Below are 19563 nucleotides of genomic sequence, written 5' to 3'. Positions count from 1 at the left end.
CTATGAGACTCACTACAAAAAATACACTTCTGGCAGGTGTGCTTGCCGCATTCGGCACCACTGCCATTCTATCGGCACCGGTACTGGCAGGGGGCGACGATGTTGTCGTTGAAGATGCCTGGTCGCGGGCCTCTATCGGCACCAACCGGCCGGGTGCCGCGTACATGACGATCCGCAACACCAGTGATGAGGTCGTCACACTGACCTCTATCCGCACCGATCTTGCGATGATGCCCGAGATCCACCAGACATCGACCAATGCAGAGGGCGTCAGTTCCATGGCACCAGCTGGCGAGCTGGAAATTGCGCCCGGTGGTTCCGTCGCGCTTGAGCCCGGCGGGCTGCATGCAATGCTTATGCGGCTGCAACGCCCGATGACTGAAGGCGAGAGTTTTGCGCTGACCCTGATCTTTGCCGATGGAGCAGAAAAGACCGTCAACATACCGATATTCGGTATTGCTGCACGAGGCCCAGAGAACTGATGCAGCGGCGACGTGTTCTCACATTTGGGGCTGCTGGAATTGGCGCAATCGGCCTGACACTCTTTGTCGGATGGTGGCAAGTGGATGGGCCGGGAGCGGCTCAATCAGTTCGCCTTCGTCCCCTTGCGTTGTCGGGCATGAACTTTCGCATGGTTGATCACGAAGGGACCCCCGTCACCCCGCAATCGCTGGTCGGACGTGCAACAATGGTGTTCTTCGGCTTTACCTACTGCCCGGATGTTTGCCCGACGACTCTTTCGGATATTTCCCTCTGGCTGGATGATCTGGGCAATGACGCGGACGAATTGAACGTCGTGTTCATAACCGTAGACCCTGAAAGGGACACGGTCGATGCCATGACCGATTATGTCAGCTACTTTCATCCAGCTATTCGCGGTTGGGTCGGCGTTTCGGACCAAATCGCGCAAGCCGCAGACGACTTTCGCGCCACTTATGAAAAAGTTCCTATGGAAGATGGCGACTACACAATGAACCACACCGCAAGTGTTTTTCTGTTTAACCCCACAGGCGAATTTGTCAGCACCATCGACTATCATGAGCAGAGAGAGTTTGCTGTACCCAAGATCCGCCGCGCTTTGAAAAGTGGAGCGGATACAACATCATGAGCGCACGGTTTCTAGCAACCTCGGCGATCGCGATCAGCAGCGTCTCGATTGCTGCGATCATGTTCATTGCCTCGAACAGGTCTGAAATGACGGTGCCTGCGCCCACGGTCTTTCAGGTGCCCAAACTTCCTGCGGAACCGCAGACCACATCGGCTCTGTTGCTGAACGTACCATCGGCAGAACTCGCTCCAAGCCCCGTTTCGTTTCGACCTGTTCAGCCGGAACCCATTCAGGCAGAGGAACCTTTGCCTCCTGTTGAACCACCTTCACGAACATGGACGCGCGAGCTTGCGGTGGGTGACACACTCGACAGTATGCTGTCTGACGCGGGGATTGACGCAACCGATCGCGCTGAAATCGCACTTGCACTTGGCGCTGAATACGACTTGCGGCGCTTGCGGCCGGGTCACTCGATAACAGTCGTTGCAACGGCAGCGGATCAACTGCGGAGTGTGGAGCTCGCCGTGGAAGATGGCGTGAGAATTGAAGTGACACTTAGCGAGACATTGTCCACGCGCGTGGTCTCACCGGAACCCGACACTGTCATTCTGGCCCGCAAAACAGAGATCGAAACTTCGATCTCAAATGCTCTGAGCACCGCAAAGATCCCGGTTCGTTTTGCGGTGGATCTCGCTCAGATGCTGAGCGGCACAGTGGATTTTCGACGCGATCTGACCGGTGGCGAAAAACTCCGTCTTCTCTGGCGCGAAGAAAGTATCGACGGCGAGAAGGTAGGCCAGCCGCAACTCATTTTTGCAGCACTGGAAGTGGATGACCAACTTTACGAAATAGCATGGCCAGACGCCGAAATTGGCCGCGCCGCAATCTATGTCGATGGTGAGCTTCTTCGCGTCTTCTCGCAACCAGTTGAGGGCGCGCGCCTGAGTTCTGTCTTTGGTCGGCGGAAACATCCGGTCTACGGCAATGTGCGGATGCACACCGGTGTCGATTTCGCTGCCGCACGTGGTACTCCGGTACATGCGACGGCTCCGGGGCGCGTGTCTTATGTAGGTTGGCGCGGGGGGTATGGGCGTGTGGTGGAAATCGCTCATGGATCGGACACGGTCACGCGATATACGCATCTTAGCGCAACCGCCGATGGTCTGGCCAAAGGTCAGCGCGTGGAGGCTGGCGAGGTGGTTGGTCGTGTCGGGTCGAGCGGCACCGCGACCGGCCCCAATCTTCATTATGAAGTATTGGTCGACGGGCGACCAACGGACCCGCTTTCTGACGACCGACTTGCTGCCGCTGCGAACAACGAGGTTGAAAACGAAGCAGCGCGAAAACGCTTAAGAAATGCTCGAGCACAGCTTGAGAAACAGCTGGGCAATCCCGTCGCCAAAAAACGCGAATCTAGTTCGTGAGAGTTTCTTAAAACGGCTTCAGGTGCGCGGCTATCAGTTTGCGGGTATGCGCGCCTGAAGCGGACTGCACTCCAGAAGAACCAAATCAGAGGATGTAAAATGATGGCAATCGCGGGGGCCTTGGTTGGCGCCGTTTGGGGTGGGGTCTTGGCAAAGCGCCGGAATGGCAACAGCCTTGATATTCTTCAATACGCTAAAGGATATGCCATCGCTTTTGGCCTGGTGGCGTTTTTTCTTTCAATCGCAGTTGTGCGCCTGATGTAACGCGCCAGTAAGCAAGGCGAAAGCCGGACACCTTGAAGTCCGGCTTCCACTCTTATGTGGTCGCAGCGCCTATTCCTTGCGAGCCAAGGGTATTTGCCTTAGTCTGGGCGCTATGATCTTCCGGAGCTTTCAGAAGCCGTAAGGCATTGGCCACGACCAGCAAGGACACTCCGACATCCGCGGCGATTGCACCCCACATGGATGCCAGCCCAAAACCCGTCAGAGTGACAAACAATGCTTTGGTCGCAAGTGAGAAGCCGATGTTCTGACGGATGATCGACATGGTTCGACGTGAATGGTCGATCAGCCAGGGTACTTTACCGATGTCGTCGGTCATCAGAGCAATATCTGCGGTCTCGATAGCAGCGTCGGACCCAACTGCACCCATCGCAACCGCATAATGTGCCCGAGCCATCGCAGGTGCGTCGTTGACGCCATCGCCGATCATCGCAACCATCTCGTGCTGTTCTGCCAGTTCCTCAATCGCAGCGACTTTGTCTTCCGGCAGAAGCTGGGCCCGGACTTCGTCGATACCGACTTCGGCTGCTACCGCTCTCGCGGTTTGTTCGTTGTCACCCGTCAGCATGATGATCGACTTCACGCCCTGCGCGTGAAGCCGGGCAACGATGCTTCGGGCTTCGGGTCGAATGCGGTCCCGCAGCTCAAGCAAACCGGCGACTCCGTTCTCATCCCCGACAACCACAAGTGTGCTTCCCGCGCTCTCGATTTGGTTGCGCAATTCGGCAGGGATGGACGCGCCAAAGCCCTTTTCTTCAGCGAAGCGGTCGGAGCCAAGCCAGATATCTCCGCGCTCGATGCGGCCTTCAAGACCCCGACCGGGAACGGTTCGGATGTCTTCAGCCGCAGATATCGAAATGTCGGTCTGTTCTGCCCGGGTCAAAATGGCGCGGGCCAGCGGGTGTGAAGACCGAACCTCGAGGCTGGCAGCGCTCGCCAACAGCTCCTGCTCGGATGGGTCGCCCAGCGGATACACATTGGCGACTTCAGGCTCTCCCATGGTGATCGTGCCGGTCTTGTCCATGGCCAGTGCGGTGGTACGCCCGGGAGCCTCGATATATGCGCCGCCCTTAATCAGAACCCCAGCCCGGGCCGAAGCGGTCAAAGCCGCAACGATTGAAACCGGTGTGGAAATGACGAGCGCACAGGGGCAGGCGATAACCAGAAGAACAAGTGCATTGTAAAACCAGAAACCCGACGATGCGCCAAATGCAAGCGGCGGGATCAGGGCGATAGCCACTGCGACGACCATAACGATGGGCGTAAAGATCCGCGCAAATTTTGTAACCCACTGCTCAACCGGCGCACGGCGAGCATGAGCATCACCGACCATCCGGATGATCTTGGCAAGCACGGTATCGGACGCTGTTTTCGTCGCACGTATTTTGAGGGTGCCTTCACCATTGATTGTGCCGGCATAGACCTCATCATCCAGCTCTTTGGGAATCAACGCGCTTTCACCTGTGATTGGAGCCTGGTCAACGGCACCGGCCCCTTCGATGACTTCCCCGTCAAGTGGAATGCGATCCCCACCCCGAACGATGAAGCTGTCACCGACAAAGACATCCGCCGCCGGGACCGTTGCCTCTGAGCCGTCAGCACGAACCAGCCGAACCGTCGGGGGGGCCAGATCAAGCAGCGCGGATACCGCGTTCCGAGCCCGTCCGACACTCCAGCTTTCCAGATAAAGCGAGAGCGAAAAGAAGAATGCCACCGTTGCCGCTTCGAAGAACTCGCCCAAAGCGATAGCGCCACAGACGGCAACCACCATCAGCAGGTTCATATCCGGTGAAAGGCGTCGCGCCGAAGACCAGGCCTTGGGCGCCACCAGCCAGACGCCAAACAAGATCGCGACCGCGAACAAAGCTGCCTCGGGCAAAGGCATCGGAACCTCACCATGTCCCGAAAACAGCCCGAGCGCACCGCCCATGCCTGTTTCGAAAATGTGCCAGCCAAAACCCGCTGCCCAAAACCCTCCGCTGAGGATGGTGAACCGCCGCTGACGTGCAATATGCGCCGCCTGGTCCTGAGCGGCATTTCCGTCATCCCATGGTTTGGCGGTCATACCAGTACTGGCAACCAGCAGCATGACATCTTCGTCAGACATCTTGGCAGCACTTTCAAGAAGCGTCATTCGACCGTTGATGACATCAAAAGCGAGATGCTCTTCACCACCAACTTTCGGGCCGATAACCCGGTTCAGGATCGCAACCTCTTCGGCGCAATCAAGGCCAGAGACCTGAAAGCTTCTGCCACCTTCGGGAATCGGACCGACGGGCGCGATGTCACCACACCCGCTACTGCCGCACGCGTTGTGACCTTGTCTATTTTCGTGGTCATGGTCGTGGTTGTGGGTATCGGATGACATAGTTAGACCTCAAGAATCTCTGCGGTCCTTTGCAAATAGTTCCTACAGCAACTAGAGCTTCAATACCTTTTTCAATTTTTTTTCAATCCGGTTCGTTGCCCGCGATATTGATGCTTCATTCCTTCTTGCGGGCTGGCCGCGTGAATGCAATCTAGTCGCAGAAGACGTAAAAAATTTGGAACAGGTCAATGCAGAAACGGATCGCAATTACCATCACGTTAGTCTCGATTACTGCCGGTTGCTCAGCCCAGTTCACAGGGGGCAAAAGCAAAGCATTCGAACCAGGTAACCTGCCAGATTCGGTCGTTGCACTGGCAGGGCCGGGGCAGGATCTGGCTACGGCACGCCTTTTACCAGATGACAATTGCTTCTGGTATGAGCACAGCGGACCTGTCGAGACGACATTGGTACCATTGCGCGCGACGAATGGCGCTCCGATCTGCGCCGCGCGCGACGCCTGATAAAAAAAGAGGGCAGCGACGTCCACCTACGCTGCCCAAAATTTATGAGCGGGCTGTGACGCTATCTTCGGCCGAGTATAAGTATGCGGTCGAGCCGATTTTTACATGTGGGTAGAGATCATTGATATGGGCCATGATCATTCTAACACATCCAGAACTTGCGCGACCACCGATGCTTCTGGGCTGAGGTGTACCGTGGATTCTGAGATAAGTATCTCGATCCCCAACGTATAGATAAAGGGCTCGAGAGCCGAGAGCATTACTTGGCCCGGGTTCCATGCCATCCCGAAATTCCGCGTATTCGGGGTTGCGCTCGATCATTGAAGCCGTTGGTGTCCAATGTGGCCACTCGACCTTGCGCCGGATAGCATAGGTACCGGGCTCGTAAAGGTTCCCACGCGCGATCGCTACGCCATAGCGCATTGCTGTCCCGCCTTCCTCGATATGGTAAAGATAGCGCGCGACGGCATCGACATGGATGTCACCAGGAACCAAACCATCATTTGCTACGACACGTCGTGGTAAAAAACGGTCATGAACGCCCCATGGATTTGAGGTCGCTGGATCGTAATCAAATGGCGTGACCTGGCTGTCCCAATAGGTCTTTTGCGACGAGGTTGGCCATGTTTTGGCGATCAATGGACTGGCCGCAGACGCGGAGAACAGCGCAGTGGTTGATTGAATGAAATGGCGCCTTGTCAGCATAGATCTCGTCCTGGTTCACAAGTTTAATGTATTTGCATCGCATTTTCGCGATCAAATTCGAGTCTTAAAGCCTCTAGCAGCTAGAGCTTCAAGAGGCTTCAGGTAACACTTGGTTTACCTAGTCGACCATGTCGCCGGTTGCGTGAACCCTACTTCGGTCGAGTCTACTTCGGACTAGGTCGCAAAGACAATTGACAGAAACGAAGCCGCCATTGTAGCGGTGAATTGTTTTCGGTTCCTGATGGCGGAAGCCAAAAGGATTAAATGGGAATACGGTTCGGTGTTTTTAACGGCGCCAATTCCGTAACTGCCCCCGCAACTGTGAGCGGAGAGCGATGCCAAGACACCACTGGTTCGTAATGGAACCGGGAAGGTTGGCGGAGCGAGCACCCGCGAGTCAGGAGACCTGCCGTAAAACGCCGGGCTATGCCCAGACTGTATCTGTCGGCCTTACGGCCGATTCAACCTGACAAGCCGCCGGGTGAGGCGGTAGGGAGAAATAAAATGCACATCGAACCGGGCATCGTGAATGGTGCCAAAATCGCGCTTTCCTATGTTACCGCCGCAGGCGCGGCTACTTACGCAGCGAAAGAAACGTTTTCCACATTGCGTGCGAATGGACCTGCATCTTTTGTCATGCGCTCGGTGCTCGCCACCGTTGGTGTCTTCCTTTTCTTTGAAGTCCTGCCACACTTCCCGGTTGGTGTCTCTGAAGTCCACTTCATTCTGGGGTCGACGCTGTTCCTGCTTCTCGGTGCTGCACCCGCGGCTTTTGGATTGGCAGCCGGTCTGCTGATTCAGGGGGTGTTTTTTGCCCCGTTCGATCTTCCGCAGTACTTCATCAACCTAACCACTCTGCTGGTGCCGCTATTTGCGCTACAAGCATTGGCCAGCCGCATCATTGCACCCGGTACAGCATATGTTGACCTCAAATATGGCCAAGCTCTTGCCCTGAGTGCGATGTATCAGGGGGGAGTAGTCGCATGGGTTGCGTTCTGGGCTTTCTACGGCCAGGGATTTGGTGCTGAAACTATGGCGTCGGTTCTGTCCTTTGGCGGTGCCTATATGCTGGTAATAGTCATCGAGCCGATTGCTGATCTAGCAGTGCTTGCGGCAGCCAAGGCGATGCGCGGTTTGAACAGCACAGGTCTGGTGACTCCGCGCTTGTACAACGCTGCGGAAGCTTGACCAAAGTTTGAAGCGGTGCCCTAAACTGGGGTTGCCGCGAAACAACTGGTAGTCGCAGGACCAAAGCTTATCGTGGCGCGTCTCGAGGGCGCGCCACATTTGCTTTTAGCCGCTAAAAACCTGCACCCAACGGTCAGGGTGTAGTGGGTCCTGTATTCTTAGGAATAGATACCTGGTTTCCTTCCACGTTTTGATCCTGTTGGTAACATTGTCCAGAACCAAGTCGCCTTCACTCGAGCGATAGACAAGAACAGCATGGCCATTGCGATTGGTGTCCAAGACAGTCGCAATTAGTAGCTTCGTAGGATCCAAACCATTCTGCACAAGTTCAAACTTCTTTTGCAAAGCGAAGTCTTCGCAATCTCCTGACCCTTGCGTCGGCAGTGTCCAGTACTCCTTTGTCCCATATTGGCTTTGATCCGAAACGGCACGAATCCTTCGATTGACGCGCGTGTTGATCGTTTTAACGATCTGATTTTCTTGCGCCACGGAGAGACCAGAACTACGAGCGCTCGCGCACGCCCACGAATAATCTTTGCATAGTGTTTTGGCACCCGATGGCGCTTCAATCTTTCTATCAAGACCGATCGAGGGAAGCTCAGATGCTTGCGACGCAGCGGCAGACACAAAAAAGCTGCATATAAAACAGACCATTGGGAGATAACCCAGCAGGTTTTTCGATAACACTCCCTGAACTAAAGTGGGATTTGTCATATCTGCCTTCTCCATGCTCGTTCCTCTAAAGTATCCAAACTTCCCCGGCCAATGTGTTTTATTCCAAGCCTTCATGTGCTTAGGGGAATTGCAACAGCTTCTTAGCCTCTAGGGGTAAAGCGGCAAAAATTTGCAGATTCTTTGGTATTTCTTCCTTAGTTGACAGCATCAGAGCATCCACGCCATCACCAGCCCGGCATAGCTAACAGAGCGAATTAGAGGGTAAGCTGATCGCAATTCTCTCATTCAACAAAAATACAACAGAGATCGGCCGTCATCGCTGAGGGTTACGGAATACCGGGACAATGAAGCCGCTCCTCCGCAAGCTGAGATAGCCAGTTTCGGTTTTCCAGGCGCTGCAATTAGTGGCCGCTAATGACATCTTTGACGAAAGGCTCGTTGAGCAACGCCGTTAGCAGGGGGCATGAGGCCGCACCCTCGGTGCAGGTCTGCACAAGTTCTGCCAGTGCTTGCTCCAACCGTTGGAGGGCGGCGATTTTTGACCTGACGTTGTCGAGATGTCTTGTTGCAACGTCTTCGACGTCACGACAAGCTTGCTCGGGCGCTTTGGACAATTCGCGAAGTGCGCATGCATCCTGAATGGTAAAGCCAAGATCGCGGCAGCGTTTGATGAATCTGAGCTCGGAGATTTCCCGTTCCGTGTATGCGCGGCGTCCCGAGGCGGTTCGACCGGCTTTCTCGACTATGCCTTCCCGTTCGTAATAGCGGATCGTCTCGACCGACAGACCGATCAATCTCGCCGCTTCGCCAATCGCAATCATGTGATGACCTTTCCCTTGAACCTGTAGCTACTACAGGATGCATGTTGTCGGTCATGATGTCGAATTTCACAAACCGCGCGAAGCAAGAATCGAGGAAGTCGAACCGGCTTCCGTTCGAGTTCGTCAAAGCCGGAGAAAGCTGACCATGAGCAAGTTTGTTGGCGCGAGTTTTATTGGATCGTTTACCGCACTTGGCGTTGCGACCTGCTGCATCTTGCCGATGGCCTTGATTTTACTTGGCTTGGGAGGGAGCTGGCTGGCCGTATTCGGCAAGATCGCCGCCGCGAGTTATTACGTGCTCGGCGGTTCGACGGCCCTGCTGTTTCTCTCTGGCATCGTCGCGTATCGCCGTGGTTCGCTCGACCGCCTCAAATGGTGGCTGACAGGCAGTTTTGCGTTGACGGCCATCGCTTGGGTTATCGTGCTCAACGAAATCCGAATAAATGATTTCCTGATAACCTTGATGTGACGCCATGAGTGAAAAGCGCCCGAACCTTGTCAGCACGATCATCTGCCCGGAATGTGGACATTCAAGGCCTGAAACGATGCCAACAGACGCGTGCCAGTGGTTCTACGAATGCACATCTTGCGGAAAAGTCCTGAAGCCACTTCCCGGCGATTGCTGCGTCTACTGTTCCTACGGATCGGCTCCATGCCCGCCAATTCAGGCGGGCTACAAATGCTGCGGTTGATACGGCGGCCGGGATGTCGGTTTTGTCCGCAAAGCCGGTCATCAGGCTTTGCGGACGCGGGTATTTTTTCACCGTAAGCTGGAACTTGCCCGGTAGGACAAGGCAGGCGTGAAGTCACGGATCAACTGGTTTGCCGTGAAGAATGTCACGTAAACCGGGCAGAAGAAGCGAGCGCCGCGTTTTTCAGGATCTTGCCAGCGCCATCGGAACTTCATGCGGCCGGGTATCTGGCGAACACCTCTGTGGTTCCATCCTTGCGGATCAGGAAGACGTCAAAAGCTTCGCGTTCGCTTTCCGGCCCCATGCCTGGCGAGCCGAAAGGCATTCCCGGAACCGACAGTCCGACGGCATCCGGGTGTTCGCCCAGCAGGCGCCGAATGTCAGCGGGCGGGACGTGTCCTTCGATCATGTAGCCCTCCACGCGGCCCGTGTGGCATGACATCATGCCCTCCGGAATCCCATTGGCAGTTTTGTAAGCGTTCAAGGCCTCCCAAGCACTGTTTTCCACGCCTACTTCAAAACCTTCCGCCCGCATGATTTTGATCCACGATCCGCAGCACCCGCAATTCGGATCCTTCAGGACATGGATTGAGGGACCGATTTTCGCTAAGGCGGGAAGCGCCGCGCTGCACGCAATTGCCGCGGCTCCTTGCATCAAGCGGCGGCGGCTCAGGTTATTCATTGTCATGTTCCCTCTTGGGTAAACTTGTTTTAAACCGACATAAAATCGCACCGGTAGGATTAAAGCTGGACCGCATTTACAGGGCCGACTTGTCCGTCACCCTCCGATACTCATCAGATATGGCTTTCTGGGCGACGCAGGGATTTCTCACAATGATCTGACGCAAACTCTGCTCGGAAACGGAACCCTCGCTCTCCTTTTTTCGCTGCACCTGCCGCTCTGGGTCCTGCTTGGCAATAACCCGGTTCGCAAGCAACTCCGCTACCCTCCGTTCAAGGCCGGAATTGCGCCTATTTCTCACTGCTGCGTTCTATGGCACCCACGATCGAACAGTTCTGAATTCCACCACGCCCCGGACACGCCGCGATCAGCTCGTCCAGATTGTTCCTCAACCGTGCAAGCCCGTCGATCCGTTCCTGAATTTCGTCCCGCTTTTTGCGCGCTCTGGCCTGCATCGCGACGCACTCGGTATTTGGTGCCGTGCGCAACTCCAGAATTTCCGCGATTTCTGCCAGCGAAAATCCGAGCTTCTTAGCGCCGGATATGAATTTCAGCCGCCAAAGCGTGTCACCACCATAGTCCCGCGCGCCGCCGTCAATTGGGCGCGGCGGCTGAGTGACAAGGCCCTTCCTTTCATAAAATCGGATCGTCTCGACGCCTATCCCGGTCTCGCGCGCGGCCTGGCCGATCTTGAGTGGTTGCATCGCGGTCTCCCTCCGTCACCGTCATCTTGACACCGTATCATGATACGGAGGTTAAAACATTGGGGTCTTGGTAGTTGCGAGGATGTCAAATGCGGACCTTCCTGAAACGGTGGCTGCTGCCGATATTCGGCTCCGCCCTGGCGCTCTATCTGGTGTTTGCGCTCTACGGCAGCCTCGATTTTGCGCTGTTTCTGCAGGGCCTGCGCGGAGCCAACATGTTCTGGATCGCGATTCTTGCCGCCACCATCCTGCTGGAGCAGCTGATGAGCGGCTGGAAGTGGCGGCAGATCCTGTTCGACGTGAAACCGGTCGGCACCCTGCGGCTGACGGGGGCGCTACTGGCAGGTTATGGCGCAAATGTCCTTGTCCCGCTCGGCATCAGCCCGCTGGTCCGGGCCTGGCTGGTTGCCCGGCTCGACCGCCTGAAGATGGCGACCGTGCTTGCAACCGCGATCATCGCCCGGTTCCTCGACGGCGTCGTTTTCGCCCTTTTTGCCGGAGCGGTGGCCGCCGCCGGCCAGATTCCACAGATCGAGGGTGACCTGCGGCTGGGATTGAGCGTTGCGGGCCTGTTGAACCTGATGCTTTTCGGCAGCCTGCTTTGGGTTCTGTTCCGGTTCCGCGCGTCACTTCTCAGCGAGGACCCTCTGGTCTGCCGACTCTTCGACTGGGCTGCCGCCCGCATCGGGGCCGATGGCGCGTATCTGCGCACCGCGCTCGGTGAAGGGATCGTCTGGCCACAGGCACGGGCCCGCCGCATCGCCGCCATTGCCGCAGCCATTGCGGGTAAGCTGGTGGCGACAACCCATTTCCTGTGGGCCGGGCTGGCGGTTGGCGTGGTGCTGAGCGCGTGGGATTACCTGTTCTTGATGGTGTTTGCCGGGTTCGCCATGGTTCTGGGTCGTTTCGTGCGCATCCCGGCGAGCTTTGTCTTTGGGGCGGGGTTCGCGCTCAAGGTGCTTGGCGTTCCGGACGAAACCGCCCTTCTGATGATCCTGTTCAACTATGTGCTGACGATCCTTCTGGTGGTCGGGATCGGCCTGACGGTGTTGTGGCAGAGCGGCATCGACATCCGCCGCGCCCGGGCGGAGGCAGAGGCGGCGAATGGCAAGGCGTAATCCCGAAGACACGAGATTTTGGCGCATCGCCGGTGCTGGTGCGGTGTTTCAGGGCGGGTCGGCGGCGGTGGACAGCGCGACGGTGGTGGCCAGTCTGGTGCATATGCTGACCGGTAGCGCGCTGGCCGTGGGCTATGCCAGCACGGTCCTGCGTCTTGGCTGGCTGCTGCCCCAGTTCGCGGTGGGCTACCTCGCCGAGCGCACCGATCGGCGCATGCCGTTCTACGCCCTTGGTGCCTATGGGCGGGCGATCACGGTCGCGATGATCGGTATGCTTCTGTGGTGGGGGGCCGACTGGCCGCAGGTCGATTGGCCTCCGGTTCCGCTGGCGCTCGGGATGCTGGGGCTGTGGACAATCTACGCCTTTGTCAGCGGCGTGGTCGCGGTGCCCTACAACGACATCGTCGGCCGGGCGATCCCGTCCGAGCGCCGCAGCCGTATGTTGGCCTGGCGCTTTTTCGGCGGCGGTGTTCTGGCGGTTCTGGTGGCGGGCGTTCTGCGACTTGCGCTCGACGTGATGCTGCCGCTCAGGGCCTATGCGCTGATCTTCTGGCTCGGCGCGGTGCTGATGATCGTCTCTGCGACGCTTTTTGTCGCCGCGGGTGAGCCCGCTACCGCTGCAAGGGCGCCACGGGACCGCCCGGCCAATCTGTCTGGATTTCTGCGCGAAGGGGTCTCGACACTACAACAGGATCGCCGGTTCCGGCTGTTCCTGATCTTCCAATGGCTTGGCGCAGCGACGCTGATGGCGTTGCCGTTCTATGTCGTTGCCGCCAGCCGCAGCGGCCTCGGGGCGGCGGATGTCGGAACGCTGTTGGCGGCGCAGACCGTCGGCGCGCTGGCCTCGAATCCGGTCTGGGGCCGTATCGGCGACCGGATGGGCAAATTGCGCCTGCTGGGGATAGTGGCACTGGTGCGTCTCGGACCTCCGGTGCTGGTGTTGCTGCTTGTGGTCTCGAGTTCGGGGCTGACCGGTTTCGCGGCGCTGTTCTTCCTGATCGGCGTGATGATGAACGGGGTGACCATCGGCTATCTCGGCTACCTGCTGGAGATCTCGCCCGACGACCGCCGTCCGGCCTATTCCGCGTGGTTTAACAGCTTTGCGGCCCCGGCGGCGCTGGCGCCACTTGTGGGCGGCGTGGTGGTCAGCATAATCGCCATCGAAGCCGTGTTCATCGCTGCGATCCTGGCCGCGCTGGGTCAGGTCGTGATCGCGGCGCGGCTGTCCCAAGTTTGATATAGCACTTTGTTTCACCACGGTCGCACAATTCGCTGTTCCTCTGTGGGGAACTTAAGATGGGTCAAGGCGAACTTTCTGTTTCTGGCCTAATATTTTGGCATCGTGAATGGAGGCAATAATGGCCAATGCAGAATCAACAGCGCGCGTGAAAACCAAGATTTCTGGTAGGGCCATGGCTGTGTTCGGTGTGACCTTTTCCTTTTTGGCCATGCTGGTCAGCGGAGGCATTTTGTTTTTCGCTCCAATAGGTAAAATCTCCAATGCCACCGACTGGCAGGTGTTGGGCCTTGACCGGCAAGGGTGGGATGACGTCCACATCGCCTTGGCGTTGCTGTTTGTCGGATTCTCCCTGTGGCACGCGGCGCTGCATATTCGAACCTTCAAAACGCTGATCCTCGGCAACAGGATGTGTCCACAGGGGCATCGGATCGAAGCGATGATCGGAGCCGCTTTCGTGATCGCTTTGGTCACATTGACGGTGTTTGGGCTTCCGCCCGCGAATTGGCTGCTCGATCTCAATGAGTTCTTCAAGCACGAGTTCTGGGCAGGCTGACCCAGAATGAACGCCCCCACAGCGAGGCTTCGCCGTGGGGGTCAAATCATCACAAGAAGTTTCGATTAGTCGTCGCCTTTCTCGCTGTAGTCGTCATTCGTATCGGACATGTGGGGAACCGGTTCGCCAGTCGCTGCGTCCAGGTAGGCTTCGACTTCGTATCCATATACGTCGCGCATTTCGACTTCGTAGTAGCGGTCGTCATCGCGCTCAATTTCCAGAATTTGGTAGCCCTGCGCTTCAAGCTTGGCGGCAACCTCGCCAACGGGCATCCAAGTGACGGTCTCAGGTGACGCCGACGTGACCGTATCGGTGGCGGCGTTGACAGCAAAGGCCGCAGCGGTGGCGGTAAGCAGGGTGGCGGCAAAGAGGATTACTTTCATGTAGGTCTCCAAGATGAATTGGGCGGGATTGCCCTGTCGATATTCCTTTTTCTCAAATGTCGCCTGATGCCGGTCTGACAGCCCGTGTCAGTGAACTGTCAGTGGAAAGACGGTAGTTTGCCTACATGAAACACGCTTTGATCGTTCTGATATGCACACTTGCCAGCACTGTCCTCGCATCCGAGGACCACGATGCGGCACGTGATGCAGTGCGCCAACATAAGGTCATTCCGCTCTCGAAGATTGTTCCGGACGTTTTAGAGAGATTCGATGCGTCGCTGCTCGAAGCAGAGTTCGAACGCGAGCATGGCGCGTATGTCTATGAACTGGAGTTGATCACGGGCTCGGGCCGAATGATCGAAGTCATGGTGGATGCCACCACGGGTGCGATACTCGAAGTTGAGCAGGAAGGCTGGCAGGAAAGGGACGAATAATGCGGCTTCTCGCGGTCGAAGACGACCCGATCATTCGCAAGGACGTGCAATCTGCTTTGGAAGCCTCTGGATTCCGCGTGGAAATCGGCGAGGACGGCGAGGACGCATGGTTTCTGGGGGATACCGAAGATTATGACCTCGTCGTTCTTGATCTCGGATTGCCGCACATGGACGGATTGAGCGTGTTGAAACGCTGGCGCGCCAACGGCCGGCAGATGCCCGTTCTGGTCCTGACAGCGCGCGGGGCTTGGCACGAACGGGTCGAAGGGATCGAAGCTGGGGCCGACGACTATCTGCCCAAACCGTTCCGGATGGAAGAACTTGTGACCAGGGCTCGGGCGCTGGTGCGCCGGTCTGCCGGGCATAGTGCTCCTGTGCAGACGTTGGGCGATTTGACCATCGACACGAACAGGATGTCCGTAGCTGTTCGAGGAGTGCCGATAACGGTGACCTCCCTGGAATACCGGCTTTTGTCCTACCTCATGCTGCACCGAGACCGCGTGGTGCCGCCAACCGAGCTCTTGGAGCATCTATATGGTGATGACGACGCCCGTGAGGCCAATGCGGTGGAGGCCATTCTCACCCGACTTCGCAAGAAGCTTGGGGCCGGCATTATCGGCACCAGACGCGGGTTTGGATACTTTCTGGAGGCAGTGGAGGGCGATGGGTGAAAACGGGCTCTCTCCGCTTTCGGTTGTTCGTAGCCACTGCGCTGTCGGTTTCCATCGCGCTGATGCTGGCGTTCTGGGGGCTGGGGCTGCTCTTTGCCTCGCATGTGGAACGGCGTGCAATTGATGACCTCTCCGTCCAGCTCGACCAGATACTCGCAGGAGTGGAGCGGGATGAAAAAGGGAAAATTCGGATTGGATCGGCTCCGGCAGATGCCCGTTTCTCAAAGCCTTTTGGGGGCCTCTACTGGCAGATCGAAGTTGAGGGGCTTCAGTTACGCTCAAGATCGCTATGGGATTTCGCTCTCGATCTTCCTCCGGATCATCTGAAGAGCGGGACCGTCCATGTGCACTATCTCTCCGGGCCCGGGGAAAACCAGCTGCTTGTCATGGAGCGGAGCATTGTGCTTTCCACACGCCTTGGAGGCGTTCCGATGCGCGCTGCCGTGGCCATGGATGCCTCTCAGCTTGAGAAAAGCACCGAAGAATTCCGGGAAGATCTTGTGCCTTTTACGCTTCTTCTGGCGCTTTTTATTGTCTTCGCTGGGGCGGTTCAAGTCATTGTCGGTCTTCGACCGCTAAATTCCGTCGAGCGGCGGATATCAAGGATCCGAACGGGAGACGTGAACCGGGTGGGCGAGGATTTCCCTACGGAAATTCGTCCCCTTGCAGCCGAAGTGGATGCCCTGCTCCTACAAAGGGAAAAGGACATCGAGCAGGCAAGGCACAGAGCGGGCGATCTCGCTCATGGCCTGAAAACCCCACTTCAAGCATTACTTGGAGATGCGCGCCGTGTTCGCGAGGCCGGATTGACTGATACCGCAGCGTCAATCGAAAGCACCGTCAAAAGCATGCATCGCCATGTCGAGCGTGAATTGAACAGGGTTCGTATTGCGACGCGAGCCGCCACGTCGAAGGCCGATCTCACCGAGGCTGCAAGTCGCGTTATTGCAGTAGTTCAGAAAGCCAGTTTGAACGACGCATTGAAATGGGATTTGGACGCGCCAGCGAATCTCGTGGTTGCGGCAGATATGGAAGATTTATCCGCAATTCTGGGTGCGATTACGGAAAACGCATCTCGCCATGCGAGGCGGCAAGTCAGGATATCAGCACGCAAACAGGCGACGCATGCAGTTCTGAGCGTTCTTGACGACGGTCCGGGCATTCCACCAGACAAGATCGATACTCTCATGCGCCGGGGCGTGCGCGAGGACGAAACAGGAACCGGGCTTGGCCTGGCGATCGCGCGGGAATTGACCGAGGCACTGGGCGGATCGCTGGAATTGATCTCCCGCGATCCGGGACTGATGGTTCGGATCACTTTGCCTCTGGCTGCTACCTGACAATCACCTGACAGTCCCCATCAGGCTGACATCAGTGCGCTTCTGACAAACTTCTGGTGAGATTGATGAGAGGCAGAAGCGATGAGAGAAGTTCCCGCGCCATTTGATGGGCTGGCCTATGACGGACATCTCGTCTGGGATCGATTCACTCGTGTATTTCATTGGGGGCTGGTAGCGTGCGTTTCCACCGCGTTGGTGTCTGGGTTCCTGCTGGACGCATCTTGGATTCGCCTACACCTGGTTTCCGGTTCCCTTGCCATTGCATTGGTTACTGCCAGAACTGTCTGGGGATTTACCGGCCCTACCTACGCGCGGTTTTCGCAGTTCTTACCAAGCTACCGGCAGGCTATCAGCCATCTGAGGGCCGGAGCGGCTCATGCGCGCCACATCGGGCACAATCCACTTGCTGCCTTGATGGTCTTTGTATTGCTTACCCTGATCGTCGGGCTTGGTTTGACAGGTGTCGCCAGCTTGGGCAGCGGTCTAAAATCAGGGCCGATGGCTGCCTTTTTGCCAGCATCACAGGGCCACATCTGGAGCAAAATTCACGAGTTGGCCGCTTTCGCGCTGTTGAGCTTCATTGCCCTGCATATCGGCGGTGTCGTTCTGGAAAGCCGCCGCAGCCGAGAGAACCTGGCCAGGTCGATGATAAACGGGCGCAAGGAGATGCGCGCCGGGGATTTGACTGCGCCGCCACGGCCTGCGCAGCGGGCGCTTGCCGCCCTTTTCATCTCGGGTCTTGTCATCATCGCCACCGGCGCGATCAACAGGATGTCACAGAGCCCACTGCCGCTCCCGCCGGTTGGGAGTATGGCACTGGTCTACAGCGATGAATGCGCCGCCTGCCACATGGCTTATCACCCGTCCCTGCGTCCTGCCGCATCCTGGCAATTGATGATGGACAAGCTGGACAGTCATTTCGGTGAGGACGCCACTCTGCCAAAGGAGACCGGTGACGAGATTACCGTTTGGCTGGTCAAGCACTCCGCGGAAACTGTGGACAGCAAGCCCGCGACCCTCTGGACGGGTTTGCAAGAAACCCTGCCGGTTGCCCTACCGAACACAGACATCTGGCAACGTCTTCACGGGTCGCTCGCCGATGGCACATTCACCCGCCGCACCATCCATAGCCGCTCGAACTGTTTCGCTTGTCACAGGGATGCCGAGAGCGGCTGGTTCAGCCCTTTTCAGATTTCCGTTCCGAAGGAGCCTAAGCAATGAAACCAGTTCTTGTTCTTTCCGCCATCCTGTTGTCCCAGCCTGTCTTGGCGCAAGACACTTCCCCGCAGGCCTTGGTCGATCAATACAGTGCCGAGGCGGGTGCTGCCCCATCACCGAAAAACGGACGGGCGCTGTTCACGGTCAACCATGCAAGCGGAAAACCCCATACGCCCTCCTGCGTCACCTGTCATTCGGCAGACCCTACAAAAGGCGGTCAGGCCCGCACCGGAAAGCCGATCGACCCCCTGGTTCCGCGCGTGAATTCAGAACGGTTCACCGACATGAAATTTGTCGAAAAATGGTTTGGGCGAAACTGCAACTCTGTTCTCGGCCGCGACTGCAGCGCGCAGGAAAAAGCCGACATCATTTCTTGGTTCATGAGCCTCTGAGGAAAGGACACCACCATGAAACGAATTCTTGCTGTAGCTGCAATAGCTCTGATTTCGGCGCCGGTTCTTGCCAGCGAAGGTGAGTTTATGCGGCCCGTAACTCACGCCGCAACCAAGGCCGAATGCAGCGAATGCCACATGGCCTATCCGGCAGGATTCCTGCCCAGCCGGTCGTGGACAAAGATCATGACCACGCTTGATGACCATTTTGGCGAAAACGCCATGCTGGACGACGCAACTCGCACAGAGATCGAGGCTTACCTGACCCAGAATGCCGCCGACGTCGGAGGGCGTTCGTCCAGCCTCCTCTACCGGATTGCGCCAGAGGATACGCCTCTGCGGATTTCCGAAATGCCCTGGTTCCGCTCGGAACATGACGGCGAGGTCTCGTCCCGAAAACTCCAGAAAGCAGGTTCCATGTCGAACTGCGCCGCATGTCATCGCGGCGCTGATCGAGGGATATTCGAGGACTGACAAACGAGCTTGGCGGGCATTTGCCTTTGGACAGAGTTAACCGCGCCGTCACCCAATTTTGACCCGCGTGTCGGTGACGAACTCGTAGGGGGGCAGATCGAGGTTGCGGGGCGCCGGGCCTTTCCGAATTCTGCCCGACGTGTCGTAATGTGAACCGTGACACGGACAGAACCAACCGTCCCAGTCTCCGGTGGGTTCGCTGCCGCCCTGCCCGAGTGGTATGCATCCCAGATGGGTGCAAACGCCAATAACTACCAGCCATTCCGGTCGCTGTACGCGCTCGGCGTCAGGTTGCGGGTCGATCATTGGTGCATCGTCTTCTGCTATCGCCAGCGCGATCCGCTCTTTAGTCCGGTGGTCTATAAAGATCGGCTTGCCTTTCCATTTGACAGTGATCCTCGTTCCTGGTCCGACACCTTCAAGATCTATGTCGACAACGGCTTGGGCGGAGATGTCTGCACTGGGGTTCATGCTGTTAACAAGTGGCCAGACCGCAGCACCCGTGGCCACTATGGCTGCACTGCCGGTGACATAATACAAGAAATCGCGCCGAGATTCGGGCTCTGAAGGTACCTTTCTTTCAGAAAAATCAGACATTTTGTTCCTCCCGTGCGTCAGTACCGGGCTCATCGAATGATAGGACTCGGACGAGGTGGATCAGTCGCCCTGGTCCTCTTCTTCTTCATCGCG

25 protein-coding genes and 1 riboswitch are annotated in these 19563 nt (G+C 57.2%); of the genes, 17 read left to right on the top strand and 8 right to left on the bottom strand.

Annotated features, from left to right (window positions below):
* Positions 1-2 precede the first annotated feature (2 nt).
* The 4 genes from GS646_RS22065 (at position 3) to GS646_RS22050 (ending at position 2736) form a co-directional block, all read left to right on the top strand.
* The gene (locus GS646_RS22065) at positions 3-482 is read left to right on the top strand and encodes a copper chaperone PCu(A)C (RefSeq protein WP_152460744.1); all 480 of its coding nucleotides are present in this window, start codon (positions 3-5) and stop codon (positions 480-482) included.
* Complete coding sequence (locus tag GS646_RS22060) at positions 482-1108, top strand: SCO family protein (protein WP_171648684.1); 627 nt, start codon at positions 482-484, stop codon at positions 1106-1108. The genes GS646_RS22065 and GS646_RS22060 overlap by 1 nt, the downstream gene beginning before the upstream one ends.
* Positions 1105-2472 carry a M23 family metallopeptidase gene (locus GS646_RS22055; RefSeq protein WP_171648686.1) on the top strand — a complete coding sequence of 456 codons (1368 nt, stop codon included), beginning with the start codon at positions 1105-1107 and terminating at the stop codon, positions 2470-2472. Before GS646_RS22060 ends, GS646_RS22055 begins: the two co-directional genes overlap by 4 nt.
* Positions 2473-2571: 99 nt before the next feature.
* The gene (locus tag GS646_RS22050; RefSeq protein ID WP_171678585.1) at positions 2572-2736 is read left to right on the top strand and encodes a hypothetical protein; all 165 of its coding nucleotides are present in this window, start codon (positions 2572-2574) and stop codon (positions 2734-2736) included.
* Between the two features lie 52 nt (positions 2737-2788).
* Here GS646_RS22050 and GS646_RS22045 read toward each other — a convergent pair whose 3' ends face one another.
* Positions 2789-5122, bottom strand: coding sequence for a cation-translocating P-type ATPase (locus GS646_RS22045; protein WP_171648688.1), 2334 nt, complete (start codon positions 5120-5122; stop codon positions 2789-2791).
* A 188-nt stretch (positions 5123-5310) separates the two neighbouring features.
* Between GS646_RS22045 and GS646_RS22040 the strand changes: the two genes are divergently transcribed.
* Positions 5311-5583 carry a hypothetical protein gene (locus GS646_RS22040; RefSeq protein ID WP_171648690.1) on the top strand — a complete coding sequence of 91 codons (273 nt, stop codon included), beginning with the start codon at positions 5311-5313 and terminating at the stop codon, positions 5581-5583.
* 42 nt (positions 5584-5625) lie between these two features.
* Here the strand turns inward: GS646_RS22040 and GS646_RS22035 are convergent, their stop codons facing one another.
* Positions 5626-6288, bottom strand: coding sequence for a L,D-transpeptidase (locus tag GS646_RS22035; RefSeq protein WP_050605692.1), 663 nt, complete (start codon positions 6286-6288; stop codon positions 5626-5628).
* A gap of 215 nt (positions 6289-6503) precedes the next feature.
* A riboswitch (cobalamin riboswitch) is annotated at positions 6504-6717 on the top strand.
* Between the two features lie 75 nt (positions 6718-6792).
* On the opposite strand from GS646_RS22035, the gene GS646_RS22030 reads away from it, so the two are divergent.
* Positions 6793-7476: an energy-coupling factor ABC transporter permease gene (locus tag GS646_RS22030; protein WP_171648692.1), complete on the top strand. Its 684-nt coding sequence runs from the start codon at positions 6793-6795 to the stop codon at positions 7474-7476.
* Between the two features lie 105 nt (positions 7477-7581).
* Here GS646_RS22030 and GS646_RS22025 read toward each other — a convergent pair whose 3' ends face one another.
* Together GS646_RS22025 and GS646_RS22020 are read right to left on the bottom strand one after the other, a co-directional pair.
* Positions 7582-8205 carry a transglutaminase-like cysteine peptidase gene (locus tag GS646_RS22025; RefSeq protein WP_253746771.1) on the bottom strand — a complete coding sequence of 208 codons (624 nt, stop codon included), beginning with the start codon at positions 8203-8205 and terminating at the stop codon, positions 7582-7584.
* Positions 8206-8552: 347 nt separating this feature from the next.
* Positions 8553-8972, bottom strand: coding sequence for a MerR family transcriptional regulator (locus GS646_RS22020; RefSeq protein ID WP_171648694.1), 420 nt, complete (start codon positions 8970-8972; stop codon positions 8553-8555).
* Between the two features lie 145 nt (positions 8973-9117).
* On the opposite strand from GS646_RS22020, the gene GS646_RS22015 reads away from it, so the two are divergent.
* Positions 9118-9441, top strand: coding sequence for a hypothetical protein (locus GS646_RS22015; protein ID WP_152460748.1), 324 nt, complete (start codon positions 9118-9120; stop codon positions 9439-9441).
* Positions 9442-9445: 4 nt separating this feature from the next.
* Positions 9446-9664, top strand: a complete 219-nt coding sequence (locus GS646_RS23070) for a GDCCVxC domain-containing (seleno)protein (RefSeq protein WP_152460749.1) — start codon at positions 9446-9448, stop codon at positions 9662-9664.
* 211 nt (positions 9665-9875) lie between these two features.
* Here the strand turns inward: GS646_RS23070 and GS646_RS22010 are convergent, their stop codons facing one another.
* Positions 9876-10352 (bottom strand): DUF411 domain-containing protein, encoded by a 477-nt coding sequence (locus tag GS646_RS22010; protein WP_152460750.1) that lies wholly within the window; start codon positions 10350-10352, stop codon positions 9876-9878.
* A 284-nt stretch (positions 10353-10636) separates the two neighbouring features.
* Positions 10637-11050: a heavy metal-responsive transcriptional regulator gene (locus GS646_RS22005; RefSeq protein ID WP_152460751.1), complete on the bottom strand. Its 414-nt coding sequence runs from the start codon at positions 11048-11050 to the stop codon at positions 10637-10639.
* 89 nt (positions 11051-11139) lie between these two features.
* Between GS646_RS22005 and GS646_RS22000 the strand changes: the two genes are divergently transcribed.
* From GS646_RS22000 to GS646_RS21990, 3 genes are all read left to right on the top strand, one after another.
* The gene (locus tag GS646_RS22000; RefSeq protein ID WP_152460752.1) at positions 11140-12168 is read left to right on the top strand and encodes a lysylphosphatidylglycerol synthase domain-containing protein; all 1029 of its coding nucleotides are present in this window, start codon (positions 11140-11142) and stop codon (positions 12166-12168) included.
* Entirely contained in the window at positions 12155-13405 is a 1251-nt protein-coding gene (locus GS646_RS21995) for an MFS transporter (protein WP_152460753.1), read from the top strand. Before GS646_RS22000 ends, GS646_RS21995 begins: the two co-directional genes overlap by 14 nt.
* A 121-nt stretch (positions 13406-13526) precedes the next feature.
* Positions 13527-13961 carry a DUF4405 domain-containing protein gene (locus GS646_RS21990; protein WP_171648695.1) on the top strand — a complete coding sequence of 145 codons (435 nt, stop codon included), beginning with the start codon at positions 13527-13529 and terminating at the stop codon, positions 13959-13961.
* A gap of 65 nt (positions 13962-14026) precedes the next feature.
* Here GS646_RS21990 and GS646_RS21985 read toward each other — a convergent pair whose 3' ends face one another.
* Entirely contained in the window at positions 14027-14344 is a 318-nt protein-coding gene (locus GS646_RS21985) for a PepSY domain-containing protein (RefSeq protein WP_171648696.1), read from the bottom strand.
* A 125-nt stretch (positions 14345-14469) separates the two neighbouring features.
* Between GS646_RS21985 and GS646_RS21980 the strand changes: the two genes are divergently transcribed.
* From GS646_RS21980 to GS646_RS21955, 6 genes are all read left to right on the top strand, one after another.
* On the top strand, positions 14470-14778 hold the full coding sequence (locus GS646_RS21980; protein WP_152460756.1) for a PepSY domain-containing protein: 309 nt from the start codon (positions 14470-14472) through the stop codon (positions 14776-14778).
* The gene (locus GS646_RS21975; RefSeq protein ID WP_171648698.1) at positions 14778-15449 is read left to right on the top strand and encodes a response regulator transcription factor; all 672 of its coding nucleotides are present in this window, start codon (positions 14778-14780) and stop codon (positions 15447-15449) included. The genes GS646_RS21980 and GS646_RS21975 overlap by 1 nt, the downstream gene beginning before the upstream one ends.
* Before the next feature lie 62 nt (positions 15450-15511).
* Complete coding sequence (locus tag GS646_RS21970; protein WP_171126941.1) at positions 15512-16789, top strand: HAMP domain-containing sensor histidine kinase; 1278 nt, start codon at positions 15512-15514, stop codon at positions 16787-16789.
* An 81-nt stretch (positions 16790-16870) separates the two neighbouring features.
* Positions 16871-18010, top strand: a complete 1140-nt coding sequence (locus GS646_RS21965; protein ID WP_171648699.1) for a cytochrome b/b6 domain-containing protein — start codon at positions 16871-16873, stop codon at positions 18008-18010.
* Positions 18007-18399 carry a DUF1924 domain-containing protein gene (locus GS646_RS21960; RefSeq protein ID WP_171648701.1) on the top strand — a complete coding sequence of 131 codons (393 nt, stop codon included), beginning with the start codon at positions 18007-18009 and terminating at the stop codon, positions 18397-18399. Before GS646_RS21965 ends, GS646_RS21960 begins: the two co-directional genes overlap by 4 nt.
* A gap of 15 nt (positions 18400-18414) precedes the next feature.
* Positions 18415-18873, top strand: a complete 459-nt coding sequence (locus GS646_RS21955; protein WP_152460761.1) for a diheme cytochrome c — start codon at positions 18415-18417, stop codon at positions 18871-18873.
* 48 nt (positions 18874-18921) lie between these two features.
* On the opposite strand, the gene petA is transcribed toward GS646_RS21955, so the two are convergent.
* Positions 18922-19470, bottom strand: a complete 549-nt coding sequence (petA, locus tag GS646_RS21950) for a ubiquinol-cytochrome c reductase iron-sulfur subunit (RefSeq protein ID WP_152460762.1) — start codon at positions 19468-19470, stop codon at positions 18922-18924.
* Positions 19471-19563: the final 93 nt, after the last annotated feature.

Source organism: Ruegeria sp. HKCCD4315 (assembly GCF_013112245.1).
Classification (GTDB): domain Bacteria; phylum Pseudomonadota; class Alphaproteobacteria; order Rhodobacterales; family Rhodobacteraceae; genus Ruegeria.
The sequence above is the reverse complement of the archived record's forward strand: the minus strand, read 5'-3'. Positions and strand labels throughout refer to the sequence as shown.

Excerpts from the sequence above, each read along its gene's own strand:
- GS646_RS22065 (WP_152460744.1), top strand. The coding sequence starts at position 3 with ATGAGACTCACTACAAAAAATACACTTCTGGCAGGTGTGCTTGCCGCA.
- petA (WP_152460762.1), bottom strand. The coding sequence starts at position 19,470 with ATGTCTGATTTTTCTGAAAGAAAGGTACCTTCAGAGCCCGAATCTCGG.
- GS646_RS22040 (WP_171648690.1), top strand. The coding sequence starts at position 5,311 with ATGCAGAAACGGATCGCAATTACCATCACGTTAGTCTCGATTACTGCC.
- GS646_RS22015 (WP_152460748.1), top strand. The coding sequence starts at position 9,118 with ATGAGCAAGTTTGTTGGCGCGAGTTTTATTGGATCGTTTACCGCACTT.
- GS646_RS21970 (WP_171126941.1), top strand. The coding sequence starts at position 15,512 with ATGCTGGCGTTCTGGGGGCTGGGGCTGCTCTTTGCCTCGCATGTGGAA.
- GS646_RS21980 (WP_152460756.1), top strand. The coding sequence starts at position 14,470 with ATGAAACACGCTTTGATCGTTCTGATATGCACACTTGCCAGCACTGTC.
- GS646_RS21995 (WP_152460753.1), top strand. The coding sequence starts at position 12,155 with ATGGCAAGGCGTAATCCCGAAGACACGAGATTTTGGCGCATCGCCGGT.
- GS646_RS21955 (WP_152460761.1), top strand. The coding sequence starts at position 18,415 with ATGAAACGAATTCTTGCTGTAGCTGCAATAGCTCTGATTTCGGCGCCG.
- GS646_RS22010 (WP_152460750.1), bottom strand. The coding sequence starts at position 10,352 with ATGACAATGAATAACCTGAGCCGCCGCCGCTTGATGCAAGGAGCCGCG.
- GS646_RS22045 (WP_171648688.1), bottom strand. The coding sequence starts at position 5,122 with ATGTCATCCGATACCCACAACCACGACCATGACCACGAAAATAGACAA.
- GS646_RS22030 (WP_171648692.1), top strand. The coding sequence starts at position 6,793 with ATGCACATCGAACCGGGCATCGTGAATGGTGCCAAAATCGCGCTTTCC.
- GS646_RS22000 (WP_152460752.1), top strand. The coding sequence starts at position 11,140 with ATGCGGACCTTCCTGAAACGGTGGCTGCTGCCGATATTCGGCTCCGCC.
- GS646_RS21960 (WP_171648701.1), top strand. The coding sequence starts at position 18,007 with ATGAAACCAGTTCTTGTTCTTTCCGCCATCCTGTTGTCCCAGCCTGTC.
- GS646_RS22055 (WP_171648686.1), top strand. The coding sequence starts at position 1,105 with ATGAGCGCACGGTTTCTAGCAACCTCGGCGATCGCGATCAGCAGCGTC.
- GS646_RS22020 (WP_171648694.1), bottom strand. The coding sequence starts at position 8,972 with ATGATTGCGATTGGCGAAGCGGCGAGATTGATCGGTCTGTCGGTCGAG.
- GS646_RS21985 (WP_171648696.1), bottom strand. The coding sequence starts at position 14,344 with ATGAAAGTAATCCTCTTTGCCGCCACCCTGCTTACCGCCACCGCTGCG.
- GS646_RS21965 (WP_171648699.1), top strand. The coding sequence starts at position 16,871 with ATGAGAGAAGTTCCCGCGCCATTTGATGGGCTGGCCTATGACGGACAT.
- GS646_RS22025 (WP_253746771.1), bottom strand. The coding sequence starts at position 8,205 with ATGGAGAAGGCAGATATGACAAATCCCACTTTAGTTCAGGGAGTGTTA.
- GS646_RS22060 (WP_171648684.1), top strand. The coding sequence starts at position 482 with ATGCAGCGGCGACGTGTTCTCACATTTGGGGCTGCTGGAATTGGCGCA.
- GS646_RS21975 (WP_171648698.1), top strand. The coding sequence starts at position 14,778 with ATGCGGCTTCTCGCGGTCGAAGACGACCCGATCATTCGCAAGGACGTG.
- GS646_RS23070 (WP_152460749.1), top strand. The coding sequence starts at position 9,446 with ATGAGTGAAAAGCGCCCGAACCTTGTCAGCACGATCATCTGCCCGGAA.
- GS646_RS21990 (WP_171648695.1), top strand. The coding sequence starts at position 13,527 with ATGGCCAATGCAGAATCAACAGCGCGCGTGAAAACCAAGATTTCTGGT.
- GS646_RS22035 (WP_050605692.1), bottom strand. The coding sequence starts at position 6,288 with ATGCTGACAAGGCGCCATTTCATTCAATCAACCACTGCGCTGTTCTCC.
- GS646_RS22005 (WP_152460751.1), bottom strand. The coding sequence starts at position 11,050 with ATGCAACCACTCAAGATCGGCCAGGCCGCGCGCGAGACCGGGATAGGC.
- GS646_RS22050 (WP_171678585.1), top strand. The coding sequence starts at position 2,572 with ATGATGGCAATCGCGGGGGCCTTGGTTGGCGCCGTTTGGGGTGGGGTC.